The following is a 15539-nucleotide window of genomic DNA, read 5'->3' as shown; positions in this document are numbered from 1 at the left end:
CTAAATCACTATTCTAGTTCTTAATAAATCTACTTTGTAAAAGTCTACTCTCAGTTTGTATTTCTAACAAATACGCTCCTTGCTTTAACTCTGAAACATCCACTTCAATAAATTGTCCATTAACTAAAAAGTTTGATCTAATGCCTGATTTCGTTCCATTTAAACTTATAAAGCTAATGCCAATAACTTTTTCATTAACTTGAGACAATTCAATTTTTACAATGTTAGCAGCAGGGTTAGGATACATTTGAAAATCAGAAGCTATTTCTAAATCAACTCCGGTTACTTCCTCCTCACCAATGCCTGAAATATCAAACGTATAAGTTCCTTCATCTGAATCATTACTTATCACCTCAATAGTGGCAACTCTAGCGCCAGCCGATGATGGGTTAAAAGTTACTGTAAATGTTGTGCTTAAGCCTCCGTCAATATCAAACGGTGTCGTAATATCGCTTATGGTATAATCAGAAGCATTTGTACCAGATATGGTGACGCTACTCACATTAAGGCCTAAATCACCAGTATTTTGGATGGTATAAACAGTACTTGCTGAAAGTCCCACAGTAACAGTACCAAAATCTGTATTGTCTCCGGCATCAGGTGTGTCATCCCCATTAACAATATCAATTCCTCCACCTTGAATATTAATATCTCCAGGTGTTTGGCCTAATGCTGCTACTGTGAATGTAAAGCTTCCATCTTCAGGATCATCACTAATAATAGTAATGGTAGCAGTTCGAGTACCTGAAACAACGGGTGTAAATAAGACATCAAAAGAAGTACTCTCACCTCCAAGTATTACAGCTGGTGTAGTTATAGCATTAATAGAAAATTCTGAAGCATTTGCTCCGCCAACAACAAATTCACTTACTGTTAATGTAGCCTCACCTAAATTTTGGATATCAAAGGCTGTACCTGATGTAAATCCAATAGTAATAGGCCCAATATCAGTACCATCAGAAGTGTCTGGCGTGTCATCTCCATTTGCGATATCAATATCTAATCCCACTCCCTGCAAATTGATTTGTGCAGGTGTTTGTCCAACACCAGTAACATCAAAAGTATAGATTCCTTCATCTGCATCATCATTTGTTATTTCAATTGTAGCCGTGCTTATGCCAGAGGCAGCTGGATTAAAAGTTACACTAAACGATGTAGAACCGCCACCTGAAACTGCAAGAGGAACTGTTATGCCGTCCACTGAAAAATCAGCCGCATTAGCCCCACTTAGAGTAATTGCACTTAAATTTAATTCTGATTCTCCGCTATTCTGGATAGTGAATGTTGAGCTAGTTGAAGAACCAATCGTAAGAATACCTAAATCTGTACCGTCAACTGCATCTGGGGTATCATCACCACTTGTAATATCATTACCATTTCCCTGAACATTAATTTCAGCAGGTGTTAAACCCACTCCGGAAATATCAAATGTATAAGTGCCTTCGTCTGCGTCATCACTTGTAATTTCAATAGTTGCTGTTCTGCTACCTGAAGCAGATGGACTAAACACAATATCAAATGTTGCATTAGATAAGCCACTAATAGTTGTAGGCAATGTTATGCCGCTATGTGAAAAATCAGTAGCATCGGCCCCAGTAAACTGTATATTAGAAATTTCTAAAGTCTCCGAGCCCGTATTTTCTATTGAAAATGTACTTAAACCTGATGAGCCAATCGTTACTGATCCCATATTCGTACCGTCTAATAAATCAGGAGTATTATCTCCATTTGTAATTCCATTTCCATCACCTTGAATATCAATTTCTGCGGGTGCTACATATACTACTCCAAACCTTTGAACAGTAGCATCACCATCTAAACTGCTGAAATTACCACCCAGATAAATGTAATCTCCACTAGATATCATATAGTTAATACTACCACCATTGTCTAAAGACCAAGATTCATCAGTTGCACCAGTTCCAGTGGTTGTAATTCTAGCTAAACGGGTCAAAGCCACTCCACCAATTGATGTAAAACCGCCACCTGCATATAAATCGGTTCCGATTGAGGCGATTGCTAATGCATTTCCATTTCTTGGTTGTGGATTAGGATTCCAGGTAGCATCAACAACTCCTGTAGTTCTATCAACCTTAGCTAAACTTTTAATACTCTCACCACCAATATTGGCATAAATACCGCAAATAATAATATCATTGGTTCCAACCAATTCCAGGTCATAAACGACTCTGTCAGGGTCTGGAGTCCAGGTTTCTGCACTTCCATCTGTAATATCTAATTTTGCTGCATTACTAATGGTAGATGCTCCAACACGGTTAAACCCTCCACCAACGTATAACGCTGAGTTAGCTTCATCACTCACCATTGTCCAAATAATTCCCGGCCCGGTTCCGGCATAAGCACTTTCTACTCTAATATTCGCATTAAAACCTGTATCATGATTACCCGTGTTCAAATCGAATTTGGCCACAGCATTTCTTGCAGTTGCACTAATATTGGCAAAATTACCTCCCACAAATATTGCGTCTGAAGTAATTTCAATTGCTCTAACGGGTGCATCAGGAGCTGGGTCCCAACTTTCAAGGGTAGGTGTTCCTCCAGACTTGTTAATTTTTGCCAGATTATTTCTGGTAGACCCTAATACTGATTCAAAATCACCACCTATGTATAAAAAATCACCATCTATTGCCATTGCATATACACGATAGTCAACCTGAAGATCCCAGGTTTGATCAAGTGTAAAAGTGGTTTTATCAAATCTTGCTATTGCAACCAAGGGGACATCATTAGTTCCATCACTAAAGTTTGTAAACTGTCCACTGATATAGATGTAATCAGCATCTTCCACAATGCACTGAACAGTGCTATTGGGATAATAATCACCTGAGTTCATAACCACCTGTGCAAAAGAATTGCCAGCTGCTAGAAAACATAAAAAACCAACAATACATATTATTGCTGATTTATAAATTTTGTAACCAATTTGATAGACGTGCTTCATAAGTACAATATTTTTTCAAAGTAAGTTAGGCAAAATTATCTTCTGGTTCAACAAACAATTACATCAAGTGCAGAATGTAAGTTTATTTGGTGTTTTAATATGTTAGACGATACTAACAATTTGATAATGAGAGTACTATGAGTTTATTGTTTGGCACGAGCATACCGTAAAAATCGAAAGCTTTGTCCTATTTATTATTAAAAAGAAGTTAGGAAATTAGCTTATCTACATTGAACAGAAACATACTTTAATATGATAGGGATCATATTGAAATGAACCGTCATCCACTACTTTTGATCCACCAATCAATAACTGATTAAGTAATGAAAGCCGGCCTCATAGCTCTTATCATAATCCACGGGCTCATTCACCTCATGGGCTTTTTAAAAGCTTTTAACCTGGCCAAAATTGACACTCTGAATAGTTTCATTTCTAAACCTGTCGGAATAACTTGGTTTATTGTGTGCCTCTTATTCATCCTGACTGCTGTTTTGTATCTAACTGATTATGACGTGTGGTGGGGCCTTGCCATAGTGGCCATCATTTTATCTCAGGTTCTTATTATTTCTGTTTGGAAGGAAGCAAAGTTTGGCACTCTTGCAAACCTACTCATTTTGACACCTGCAATAATAGCTTGTGCTACCTTCTACTTCAACAAAATGGTGGCCAATGAACGAGCGCTAATCATAGCTCAAAGTCAAACCCACACAATTTCAGATAGAAAAATTAGTGATTTACCGCCCGTAGTTCAGCTGTGGCTCACTAAATCTGGCGTAACGAATACAAGAATACCCAATCAGGTGAATGTTATTCAGAGCCTGCAAATGAAACTGGATGAAAGCCAGGAAAATTGGGTTCCTGCTAAGGCCACTCAATTATTTACACCAACTGCACCAGCATTTAACTGGCAAGTAAAATTAAAACCAAACCTTTTTATGCCCATAGTTGGCAGAGACGAATACTTTGAAGGCAAAGGAGGCATGCTCATTAAACTACTGGGCATGTATCCGATAGTTGATGTTGCTGACAACAAAAGAATAAATGAAGCTGCGCTGCAGCGGTACCTGGCTGAAATCTGCTGGTTTCCCCAAGCAGCCCTGAGTGAATTTATAACCTGGAGGGCGATTGACAGCCATAGTGCTGAAGCCACCATTCACCATTTTGGCACAATTGCAACAGGCATTTTTCAGTTTGACGATACCGGTAATTTCCGTGCCTTTAAAACTATGCGCTACAAGGGTGTAGAAGAAGGTGATGAAAAAGTAGAGTGGACAGTGAGTGCTGTTGAACATCAAACAATAAATGACATTAAAGTACCCACTAAGCTTGAGGCCGAATGGAATTTACCCACAGGTAAATGGAAATGGCTCAAACTTCAGGTAGATTCCGTGTCATACACCTTTGAATAATCCAGAGTTTATTTCAATCAAAGCGGCCTTTATATAACGCCTCAAACACTTGTCTTTACTTTCGACTTATAATCGTGTAACTTTTAGAATAATTCGAAACTATGAAACGGTTATATATCGCATCCACTTTATTGTTTATAGTGCTGGCATCATGTTTTTCCTCTGATGAGGATAAATCTGTGTCCAACTCCAATGCCCTGGGTATTAACTTACCTGATGGCTTTAAAATAGAAGTATTTGCCGAGGTTGATAATGCACGATCGCTGGCTGTTAGTCCTTCGGGGGTAGTGTATGTAGGCAACAGAGCAAGTGACAAAGTATATGCTTTGCGCGATACAGATGGCGACTGGAAAGCCGATGAGAAATTTGTAATCGCATCTGGCCTGAACATGCCTAACGGTGTGGCCTTTAAGGATGGAGCTTTGTACGTGGCTGAGGTGAGCAAAATATGGAAATACCCCAACATCGAAGCAGATTTAAACAACCCACCTAAGCCACAGTTAATTACTGACGATTATCCCACAGAAGGCCATCATGGCTGGAAATACATTGCCTTTGGTCCAGATGGTAAATTATATGTACCTGTGGGTGCACCTTGTAACATTTGTGAAAGCGATGAAATTTATGCGTCCATCACCCGAATAAATCCTGATGGTAGTAATCGAGAAATTGTAGCCCATGGCGTGCGTAACACCGTTGGTTTTGATTGGCACCCTGATACAAATGAATTATGGTTTACCGATAACGGACGAGATAGAATGGGTGACGAATTTCCACCCTGTGAACTCAATAAAATTTCAAGTAATGGCCAGCACTTTGGCTATCCTTATTGCCATGGTGGCGATATTGCTGACCCTGAATTCGGTTCGAAAAGGCATTGTAATGATTTTGTTCGCCCACAGTACAATTTTAGAGCGCACACAGCCCCACTCGGCATGACATTCTATACGGGCGAGATGTTCCCTGCCGAATACAAGGGCGATATTTTTGTGGCCCAGCATGGTTCGTGGAACCGTTCTACCAAAATTGGGTACCGTGTAATGCGAGTGAAAGTTGAAAATAACCGTGCAGTGGATGCAGAAGTGTTTGCCGATGGTTGGTTAAATGATGCTACCCAAAATCAAACAGGACGACCTGTAGATGTGCTACAAATGGCAGACGGCTCGTTACTCTTATCTGACGATTATGGGAATAAGGTTTATAGAATTAGCTATGAGTAAATTGATTAATTAAAATGAAAACAACAGATGTACAGAATCAACGTATAGCCCAAATGACTTTTTCATCGGTATACCCGCATTATGTTATTAAGGTGGAAAATAAAGGCCGCACAAAACAAGAGTTACATGAGGTAATTGAGTGGCTCACTGGTTTTAGTAATAAAACGCTCAATCAACTCATTGAAGAAAAAGTAACTTTTGAAAAGTTCTTTGAACGTGCATCGCTTAATCCGAATGCTAAACTCATTACCGGAGTAATTTGTGGTTATCGGGTGGAAGAAATAGATAATCCGCTAACTCAAAAAGTGCGTTACTTGGACAAGCTGGTAGATGAATTAGCCAAAGGCAGGAAGATGGAAAAGGTCTTGAGGTCTTAGGGATCACTCTTTCAATTATTTGTCATTCCGGCCTTGAGCCGGAATCCCTTCATAATAGCAATGCCTGTGATCTACAGACAGCACTCCGTTTCCAAGAGACCCTGAATCCCCGCCTGACCGGACGGGCATGAAGTTCAGGGTGACAAACCTGTTAGTTACCGGCATTGCCTGCCTGTCGACAGACAGGCGATGAAGCAGCGTAGCGAATGAAGAAACAATCTTTCTAATTAGGAGACTGCCACGTCCTATCGTCCTCGCAGTGACGATACTTTTTTTGTGCGGTCATTTCGCAGGTGAGAGCTCGAGCCGGAGAAATCTTCTGCGGCAACACGAGTACTCACCTTTCATCATGGCAAAGATCCCTACGGGATGACCAACTAATGACGAGACTGCCACACCGCCTACTGACGGTTCGCTGTGACAATACAGGTAGAAACACCAAATAAAGGTGAAAGCCATTCTTAGAAGTGTATATTAGAGAATATGAGCCATTGATATGGCACATATTCATTTGCTAGTGGCAATGCTGACCTACAGCGTGAACCACAATAGCAATGAAATAGCACCACACCTTCAGAAAGTTCTATTATGAGATCAGACCCCATTGACAATATTTTAATAAACCCCATTAGCAGATTTATTAATAATTCAACGTCAAGTGGAATTGTATTATTTGCTACTGCCGTAATAGCCATGATTCTCGCTAATTCTCCTTTGAAGGATGCTTATCATCATTTTTGGGAGCAAACTTTTTCAATGGGATTTAACGAATATGTAGTGTCTAAATCTTTACACCATTGGATTAATGACGGGCTTATGTCCATTTTCTTTTTTGTGATTGGCTTAGAGCTTAAAAAGGAAATAATGATGGGCGAACTTTCAAAGCCTAAAAATGCTGTACTACCTATTTGTGCTGGCTTGGGCGGAATGGCAATCCCTGCACTATTGTACATAGCGATAAACTCATCTGGTGAGGCTTCTGCCGGATGGGGAATACCAATGGCCACTGACATTGCATTTGCACTAGGGATACTCTACATGTTAGGAGATAGAATTCCTGTATCGCTTAAAGTATTTTTAACGGTACTGGCCATTGTTGATGACCTCGGTGCAGTGTTGGTAATCGCCCTTTTCTATACCTCAGATATCTCCTTAATGAGCTTATTATATGGCGGTGGGTTTCTTGTTATTCTTGTGGTTTCTAATTTATTGGGTGTACGCAATACGGTTTTTTATGGAATAGTAGGAATTGCAGGCTTGTGGATGGCATTTTTACTTTCCGGAGTTCATGCCACTGTTGCGGGGGTAATTGCAGCACTTACCATTCCGGCAAACGTAAAAATCGAAGACAAAAAGTTTGTTGTGAAAATGAATGCCCTCACCAATGATTTTGAAAAGAGTACCCCTAACAATGTTAGTCTTCTAACATACGAACAGCTACACATCGTGGATAGAATAAGGTTTTATTCAAAAGCTGCGTTAACGCCCCTTCAGCGACTAGAGCACTCCATGGCACCATTGGTGGCTTTTGTAGTGATGCCTATTTTTGCTATTGCCAACGCAGGCATCACTTTTTCTGGAGATTTTTCCGATAACCTGTTTAGCAATGTTAGTATGGGGGTAATATTGGGCCTTGTACTAGGAAAATTTATTGGAATTGTTGCGATTTCAAAGATATTGGTCAAACTTAAATTAGCGGTGCTTCCCACCGGACTTCAATGGCGGCACATCTATGGAATAGGAGTACTTGCAGGTGTTGGGTTTACTATGTCCTTATTTATTACGGACCTTGCTTTTGTTACTTTAGCGCCTATTCTACAAGCAAAAATTGGAATTTTCGTAGCTTCCATAATCTCTGGCACCGTTGGTTTTTTGATACTACGTAAGGCCTAACAATCATAGCTTTAGTTACAATTGTTTATTATTCACAGCTAGCGCAAGTCTGTGACTTGGGCTATAAAATGAAATTGAGAGTCTGTGACTCGGCTAGTTTTCGATTAAAGTTATCGGGTTACAAACCCTTGGGATCATTAGAAAGGCACAAGTTATAAACTTGCGCCAGTTGAGGTATATCAGAATTTTGCGCCATAAATGACTAATATTCATTTGTTGGCTTCAATTTCAATAATACGTCTACAGTAAACTCCATTGTTTACTTTTTTTGTTATTTGTAAACATATATATTGACTTTTTTATATATTTGTAATCATATAAGTTTACTTTTAATGACTTTTGTAAACTTAATGAGTTACATAAAATGAGAAACAAGCGAAAACTTTTGGTTGAGCAGTTGGACAAGAAGCTACAACCATTCTTTGAATCAAGAAAGGTCCTGACCCCAGAGCGTGGATGGATAAATACAATTCGGACTACACTTAACATGACTATGGCCCAACTTGGTACCAAATTAACTATAACAAGACAAGGCGTAAAAAGAATTGAAGAAAGCGAAGCCAATGGACGAATAACACTCAATTCCTTAAGAGACGCAGCCAATGCAATGGACTTAAAATTAGTATATGCACTGGTGCCAAAAAATGGAACCATTGACGATCTAATACAAACTAAAGCAGAAAAGTTGGCTCAAAAGATAGTGTTACGCACTAATCAAAATATGAAATTAGAGGACCAAGGAATAGGAGATGAAAAGATGGCAAAAACAATAAAGGAGCTTGCTGAAGAACTAAAACGAGAGATGAGAAAGTCATTATGGGATTAGATTTCGATTATAAAGATGGACAAACCCCATTAGACGAAGAAGAAAAGGAAGGACTTAAAATAAAGTCAATAACTACTCAAGAAGAATTGGATGAATTTGAGCAATTGAACATTGAAAAGGCAGTAGAATGGACTATTCACACAAAATTAATGCCTGAAAATATTCTCACCGAAAAGTTTATTAAAGACTTGCACAAAAGAATGTATAGTGATGTATGGAAATGGGCAGGTGAATTTAGAAAAACTGAAAAAAACATCGGGATTCCATGGACACAAATTGGAATTGAATTAAAGAATTTACTGGACGACACAAAGTATTGGATTGAAAATAAAACCTATTCTCCTGAAGAAATTGCTATTAGATTTAAACATCGAATAGTATCTATTCATTGTTTCCCCAATGGAAATGGAAGGCATTCAAGATTGATGGCGGATATAATTATTGAATCACTATTTGGTGAAGAAATATTCTCGTGGCATCAGTCAAATATGGTTAAAGCTAACGAAACAAGAAAAGAGTATATCGATGCCTTAAAAAAAGCTGACAACGGAAAAGTTGAACCATTAATTAAATTTGCAAAAAACTAAAGCCAACAATGGCTAAACCCACAGCTAGCGCAAGTCTGTGACTCGGTTAGTTTTCGATTAAAGTTATCGGGTTACAAACCCTTGTGATCATTAGAAAGGCACAAGTTATAAACTTACGCCAGTTGAGCAATGCCTGTGATCTACAGACAGCACTCCGTTTCCAAGAGACACTGAATTCCCGCCTTACCGGACGGCAGGAAGTTCAGGGTGACAGGTGTATTAGTTATAGTCATTGCCTACCTGTCGGCAGACAGGCGATGAAGCAGCGTAGCGCATAAAGAAGCAATCTTTCTAATCAGGGGACTGCCACGTCCTATATTCTACATAACGTTATTACAAGTTCAAGTGTGTGAAATAAAAACGCTCAGCTTTAATTATATTTGCTTTATGCGTTCAACAGCGGAAATATTAAATCAGCTTAAAGACCTTAAGGTAGGTTTAATGAAAACTTACCCTATAGCTTCTATGGCTCTCTTTGGATCATTTGCTCGCTCTGAACAAACCCCAGAAAGTGATATAGATATTTTGGTTGAACTTAATGGCCAAGTGGGCTCAAAATTCATTGATTTAGCTGAGGAACTGGAATTGTCCTTAGGTAAAAAAGTTGATTTAGTCTCGAAAAAGGGTATCAAACCTCATTATTTTAAGTCAATACAGTCTGATCTGATCTATGTCTAAAAGAGATAACCACCTTCTTATCCTTGATATGCTCGAATCTGCATCAAGAATCATGACGTATACTGAAGGATTGAGTTATGATGAGTTTATTAATGATCAAAAAACGCTCGATGCGGTAGTTCGTAACTTTGAAATTTTAGGAGAGGCTTCTAATCGTGTTTTACCCGACTTTCAAATTGAAAACCCTCAAATTCCTTGGAAACAACTTAAAGGGTATAGAAATCGGTTAATTCATGAATATTTTGGTGTTGACTATCAAATTGTATGGGAAATCATCCAAAGCGATTTGGATCATTTAATAGAAGAATTAAGGGAAATTAAAAATTCTGGCTCTAACTGATCGGTCTTGAGAAGCTGCGATGAAACAGCGTAGCGAATGAAGAAGCAATCTTTCTAATCGGGGGACTGCCACGTCCTATCGTCCTCGCCCGCCTAACCGGACGGACAGGCAGTGACGATACTTTTTTAAGCCGTCATTTCGCAGCACAGCGGAGAAATCTTCTACAGCAACACAAGCAACCGACTTTCTATTTGGCAAAGATTCCTACAGAATGACTTACTAATTTTCATTGTCATTGCGGACATGCCTGCCCGACCTTTGACGGGATCCGCAATCACATGGAAGGTGGAGATTCCGGCTCAGGGTCGGAATGACGTTCTTATTTAGTTCGCCTTTGCCAATTGCCACATTGCCACAGCTAGCACAAGTGAGTGGCTTGGGCTATTGAATGAAATAGAGAGTCCGTGACTCGGTTAGTTTTCGATTAGCCTTACAGGGTTGCAAACCCTTGAGATGATTAGAAGGCACAAGTTATAAACTTGAGCCAGTTGAGCACCTCGGGGTTTTGCCTTTGAAAAAATTCCATATCATTGTCTTTTTGTAAACTCTTGTCATTTTTAAATTCTAATGGAAAACACTAAGTCTCTCTTCACTGAAAAACAAGTGAGTGTCGCTGCCTTTTTAGGCGGGCCAATACCACCAAGTATTCTAATTTATAAAAACCTTGTAAGACTAGATAAGATTAAAGAAGCCTATATTGTGCTGGCAGCAACACTAATATTTACACTTGGTCTATTGTATACATTAATTGCCATTCCAGATGACGTGTACAATAATATTCCTAGTCAGCTTATACCTACAATTGTAGGACTAATCGTATGGGTGCTCTATCATTTTCTATTATCTCATTATGTAAAAGATTCGCTAGAAGCTGGGAGTGCAACGGAGTCCAATTGGAAAGTAGCTGGTTTCACTGTTTTAGGAATAGTAATTTATCTATTTATGGCATTTATTGTGGGTATTTCTCAACCACCATTCCCTGGAGAAAAAATGGTGTTTAACAGAAATGAAATCTACTATAATGACAGAACATCTAAAGAGGATGTACAAAAGGTGGCGGATGTTCTCTACGAATTTGAATACTTCTCAGATGGCTATCAAAGCATTGCAAAGTTAGAAACCTGGCCTTATGGCTATGAATTGACACTTCCAATTATTCAAGACTATTGGAATGATCCTGCTGTAGTGAATGACATACAAATACTTAAAGAACTGCTAAAGGAGAGACTTCAAAAAGATGTAACAATCATTTTGGAAGACTACAAGCTGAATGGCGACACCATTGTTAAAAGATTCTAGTTTGTATTGTTTAACTAACCAGATATTCTAAAATCTTAAAGTATGAAAAGGTTGTCACTAACAACTGCTATTCTTTTTATAATATACCTGAGTAGTAAAGCCCAAGAGGTTAAATATTTTGAAAATTTCTTTCATAAAGAATCATCTGAAATCACACCATTCAAGAGAACTTATGAAAAAATAGAAGATGGGATTTTCGTTAATCAATTTGAATTTGATACTCTCAAATTATCGGCATCAATTAAGAAAATTAGCAGTTATGAGCAAACTGATGAATTTCTCAAATATTTTAATAATCAGTTTGCCGAATGGAACTATAAGCCATACTTCGATAAGATATCAGCAAATATTAAAGTGATTAACGATAATGACTATGTCTTAAACTCAATTTTTAAAAACAATTCGAATAAGTATATAAATGTTTTAACACCTGACAGTATTAATATTCTCAAAAATGGTTCAGGTGTAATGAGTTATACACTAAAGTTGAAGTCAGAAGTAGAAGAATATAAAACTGTATTTAAAGATTCGCTTCTCTTTTCGAATTTAATCTTGAGAACATCAAAAAATGATACGATTCATGCAAAAGTAGACATCAAAGCTACTCCTTATGAAGGCTTAGAGAATTTCTACAAGCAGTTTGTTCAATCCATGAACTATCCATTTTTGAAAAGGTTAGCTGGAAAAGAATCAAAAATTTACATTCAATTCGTTGTAGATGAAAACGGCCAATTGACTGACTTTGAAGCTTTATCACGAAACTTTGATCGCTTTGAAAAGAAGACTATTAACAAGCTGTCAAAACTACCCAATTGGAAGCCAGCAATATTTGATGGAAAAAAAGTTAAATCAAGGTTTGTATTGCCTGTAACTTTTGATTTAACTCACTAAAAACCAAAATCCCCGAGGCGCACCCCGGGGATTTGTATTTGAAAAAATTGACAGGCAGCACCGGCCAAAAAATTTACAACCAACAACCACTACGAATTGGAAAGTAAGCCGGCTTTAATGCTGCGATGTCAACCAGTGGATCTAGTCCACGTTATCGTGTAAGAACTTGTTGTTACCCAAGATCTGATTATCGTCATTTAAATTATACTTACTCACATGCGGCTCGCTAGAGTGGGGCACGTTAGATAGCTTCACATCTTTGCGCAAAAATGCGGGTACATCTAATTTTTCCTTAAACTCATGCGTATTCATCTCCGCTTTGTTGTTTCCTTTTAATCGGTTTAAACGTTCTTCAGCTTGCTTTTTAAGGCGCTCTTTCGTGCTGCGCACGTCCATCATGCCATCTGCATTTATTTGCTGGTCGCCTTCATCATCTCCTACTATTTCAAACTCATCGTCCAGCTCATCAAACAAACCATCATCGCCATCTTCATCGTCTTCTATTCTAGATTCTGGCTTGGCAAATGAGTAGCGTGCCGAGAAAGAATCTTCTTCCTCTTCTTCAGTAGTGCGAGAAGTAAGCTCAGAGCTGTTATCGTTATTCACTGAGTTATCAGTTTCAAACATGTTTATCTGCTGTGGCTTTTCTAAGTCAAACACCTTGCGCTCATCGGCCTGTGTGTTATTATTATTTGGTGAGCTAATAGGCTCAGCATGCGAATAGCTTCTGTCAAAACCCGTAGCAATAACCGTTACGCGAATGCTTTCTTCCAGGCTAGGGTCTACACCGTGGCCAAATATCACCTCAGCATCTTCACCTGCCTGCTCCTGAATGTATTCGGTAATTTCAGTGAGTTCATCCATCTGTAGCTCTGCCTGATCTCCCGAGATAATCGAAAGCAAGATTTTCTGAGCTCCAAGAATGTCTCTGTTATCCAACAATGGAGAAGCTAAGGCTTCTTCTGCTGCTCTGCGTGCTCTATTGTCGCCTTTAGTAAGTGCAGAACCCATTACGGCAGCACCTGCATTGTACATTACGGTGCGCACATCCTGGAAATCCACGTTCACATATCCGGCAACGGTAATAATCTCTGCTATACCTTTAGCAGCAGTTGTTAATACATTATCGGCCTGGCCAAACGCACTTCCTATAGAGAGGTTACCATGGATTTCTCTCAGCTTGTCGTTTAATATTACCAGTACGGTATCGCAATTCTCACGAAGTGCTTTAATACCTTCCTCGGCCTGTGCTCTTTTCTTTTTACCTTCAAAACCAAACGGAGAAGTAACAATCCCTACAGTAAGGATGTCCATCTCTTTGGCAATTTTGGCAATAACAGGAGCCGCACCCGTTCCTGTACCTCCACCCATTCCGGCAGTAATAAATACCATTTTGGTATCTGTGCCTAACAGGTCTCTTATATCTTCTTTGCTCTCTAAAGCGGCATTTTTACCAACTTCAGGGTTAGCACCCGCACCTAAACCTTCCGTAAGGTTTACCCCTATCTGAATTTTTGCAGGTACTGAGCTAGATTTTAATGCTTGTGAATCGGTGTTACATACTACAAACTCAACATCTTTAATGCCTTGGCTGTACATGAAGTTTACGGCATTGCTACCGCCCCCACCTACACCAATCACCTTTATAATCGATTTATGGTGTTTGGGAATTTCGAATTTATATCCATTATCTTCCATTACTTTAGTATTTAGTGGTTTCTAATTTTTTGATTAGTAGTCTTTACTACCATCTAAGTCGTCAATTAAAAGGCCTTTGGTTTTATTTAAGATTTTCGCGAAAAAATCACCTCCGGCTTCGCGTTTCTTTGCAGTTAACTTACCGCCTCCCTTAGCTTCTTTGTATCTGTCTTCTCTGTTATCCAAAGCTCTGAATCCGCTAAGTACCAGCCCTACTGATGTTGCGTACATCGGGCTCTTCACGCTATCCACTTTACTTTTGCCTAAATGCTCGTTCGGGTACCCGATGCGCGCATCCATGCCTGTCATGTATTCTACCAGTTGCTTCAGGCTGTTTAGCTGAGAACCACCACCGGTAATTACTATACCGCCAGCCAGTCTGTTCTCAAACCCTGAAGTAATAATTTCTGTGTGAGCGAGCTCCACGATCTCTTCCATTCTGGCTTCAATGATATTGGCCAGGTTGCGGATAGAAATTTCTTTTGGCGGCCTGTTTCTAATACCGGGTATCGCCACGATCTCGTTAGGGCTCGCTTCTTCGCCAATGGCCTTACCAAATTTCGTTTTCAGCAATTCCGCCTGGTGCTGCATTACCATGCAACCCTGCTTTATGTCTGATGTAATGATGTTACCTCCGAAAGGTATTACAGCCGTATGGCGGATGATATTGTCATGGAAAATAGCGATATCTGTTGTACCACCCCCAATATCAATCAGGCAGATGCCTGCTTCTTTTTCTTCGTCACTCAATACTGCCAGGCTAGATGCTAGCGGCTCTAGTATTAAATTTTCAATTTCTAAGCCTGCACGCTTCACACATTTGTTAATGTTATTGATGGCGTTGGTTTGAGCGGTAATCACATGGAAGTCAGCTTCCAGCTTAACGCCACTCATACCTACAGGGTCTTTAATGCCGTCTTCATAATCTACCGTATAATCCTGAGGCATCACGTGAATAATCTCGCTGCCCGGTGGAATTACGATACGATACATATCGTTGTTCAGACGGTTAATGTCTTCAATGGTAATCTCATCATCATTGGTGTTTCGCGTAATGCTTCCATGATGAATTGAGCTTTTAATGTGCTGGCCTGCGATTCCAACGTTTACCACCCGGATATCGATACCCGATTGGTCTTCAGCCTCTTTCACGGCCTTTTCAATTGCATTCACAGTTTTGTCAATGTTGGTAACGATGCCCCGGATTACACCATCCGATTCAGCTTTACCCATTCCCAAAACTTCAAGTTTGCCAAACTCATTCTTGCGACCCACAATTGCGCAAATTTTTGTGGTTCCAATATCGAGTCCGACTACGATTTTGTCATTTTCCATGGTTGTAAATCTATTTTTAGTGGT

Annotated in this window: 13 protein-coding genes; 10 read left to right on the top strand and 3 right to left on the bottom strand. The window is 39.3% G+C overall.

Annotated elements, in window-relative coordinates; translation table 11 throughout:
• Positions 1 to 13: 13 nt before the first annotated feature.
• Entirely contained in the window at positions 14 to 2962 is a 2949-nt protein-coding gene (locus JR347_RS08220) for a choice-of-anchor D domain-containing protein (protein ID WP_205723569.1), read from the bottom strand.
• A 323-nt stretch (positions 2963 to 3285) separates the two neighbouring features.
• On the opposite strand from JR347_RS08220, the gene JR347_RS08215 reads away from it, so the two are divergent.
• From JR347_RS08215 to JR347_RS08170, 10 genes are all read left to right on the top strand, one after another.
• A complete protein-coding gene (locus JR347_RS08215; RefSeq protein ID WP_205723568.1) occupies positions 3286 to 4371 on the top strand; it encodes a DUF6920 family protein in 1086 nt (361 codons plus the stop codon).
• Positions 4372 to 4472: 101 nt separating this feature from the next.
• Positions 4473 to 5591: a PQQ-dependent sugar dehydrogenase gene (locus JR347_RS08210; RefSeq protein WP_205723567.1), complete on the top strand. Its 1119-nt coding sequence runs from the start codon at positions 4473 to 4475 to the stop codon at positions 5589 to 5591.
• 14 nt (positions 5592 to 5605) lie between these two features.
• Positions 5606 to 5968: a DUF2200 domain-containing protein gene (locus tag JR347_RS08205; protein WP_205723566.1), complete on the top strand. Its 363-nt coding sequence runs from the start codon at positions 5606 to 5608 to the stop codon at positions 5966 to 5968.
• Positions 5969 to 6556: 588 nt separating this feature from the next.
• Positions 6557 to 7861: a Na+/H+ antiporter NhaA gene (gene nhaA / locus JR347_RS08200; RefSeq protein ID WP_205723565.1), complete on the top strand. Its 1305-nt coding sequence runs from the start codon at positions 6557 to 6559 to the stop codon at positions 7859 to 7861.
• 364 nt (positions 7862 to 8225) lie between these two features.
• Positions 8226 to 8687 carry a mobile mystery protein A gene (locus tag JR347_RS08195; protein ID WP_205723564.1) on the top strand — a complete coding sequence of 154 codons (462 nt, stop codon included), beginning with the start codon at positions 8226 to 8228 and terminating at the stop codon, positions 8685 to 8687.
• A complete protein-coding gene (locus JR347_RS08190) occupies positions 8678 to 9274 on the top strand; it encodes a mobile mystery protein B (RefSeq protein WP_205723563.1) in 597 nt (198 codons plus the stop codon). Before JR347_RS08195 ends, JR347_RS08190 begins: the two co-directional genes overlap by 10 nt.
• 387 nt (positions 9275 to 9661) lie before the next feature.
• The gene (locus JR347_RS08185; protein ID WP_205723562.1) at positions 9662 to 9952 is read left to right on the top strand and encodes a nucleotidyltransferase family protein; all 291 of its coding nucleotides are present in this window, start codon (positions 9662 to 9664) and stop codon (positions 9950 to 9952) included.
• Positions 9945 to 10292, top strand: a complete 348-nt coding sequence (locus tag JR347_RS08180; protein WP_205723561.1) for a HepT-like ribonuclease domain-containing protein — start codon at positions 9945 to 9947, stop codon at positions 10290 to 10292. Before JR347_RS08185 ends, JR347_RS08180 begins: the two co-directional genes overlap by 8 nt.
• Before the next feature lie 567 nt (positions 10293 to 10859).
• Positions 10860 to 11591, top strand: a complete 732-nt coding sequence (locus tag JR347_RS08175) for a hypothetical protein (RefSeq protein ID WP_205723560.1) — start codon at positions 10860 to 10862, stop codon at positions 11589 to 11591.
• Positions 11592 to 11633: 42 nt separating this feature from the next.
• Entirely contained in the window at positions 11634 to 12482 is an 849-nt protein-coding gene (locus tag JR347_RS08170; RefSeq protein ID WP_205723559.1) for an energy transducer TonB, read from the top strand.
• Positions 12483 to 12623: 141 nt separating this feature from the next.
• Here JR347_RS08170 and ftsZ read toward each other — a convergent pair whose 3' ends face one another.
• Together ftsZ and ftsA are read right to left on the bottom strand one after the other, a co-directional pair.
• Positions 12624 to 14180 (bottom strand): cell division protein FtsZ, encoded by a 1557-nt coding sequence (gene ftsZ / locus JR347_RS08165; RefSeq protein WP_205723558.1) that lies wholly within the window; start codon positions 14178 to 14180, stop codon positions 12624 to 12626.
• A gap of 33 nt (positions 14181 to 14213) precedes the next feature.
• Positions 14214 to 15515, bottom strand: a complete 1302-nt coding sequence (gene ftsA, locus JR347_RS08160; protein ID WP_205723557.1) for a cell division protein FtsA — start codon at positions 15513 to 15515, stop codon at positions 14214 to 14216.
• Between the last annotated feature and the right edge of the window lie 24 nt (positions 15516 to 15539).

The organism is Fulvivirga lutea, assembly GCF_017068455.1.
In the GTDB taxonomy this organism is placed as follows: Bacteria; Bacteroidota; Bacteroidia; order Cytophagales; family Cyclobacteriaceae; genus Fulvivirga; species Fulvivirga lutea.
The sequence above is the reverse complement of the archived record's forward strand: the minus strand, read 5'-3'. Positions and strand labels throughout refer to the sequence as shown.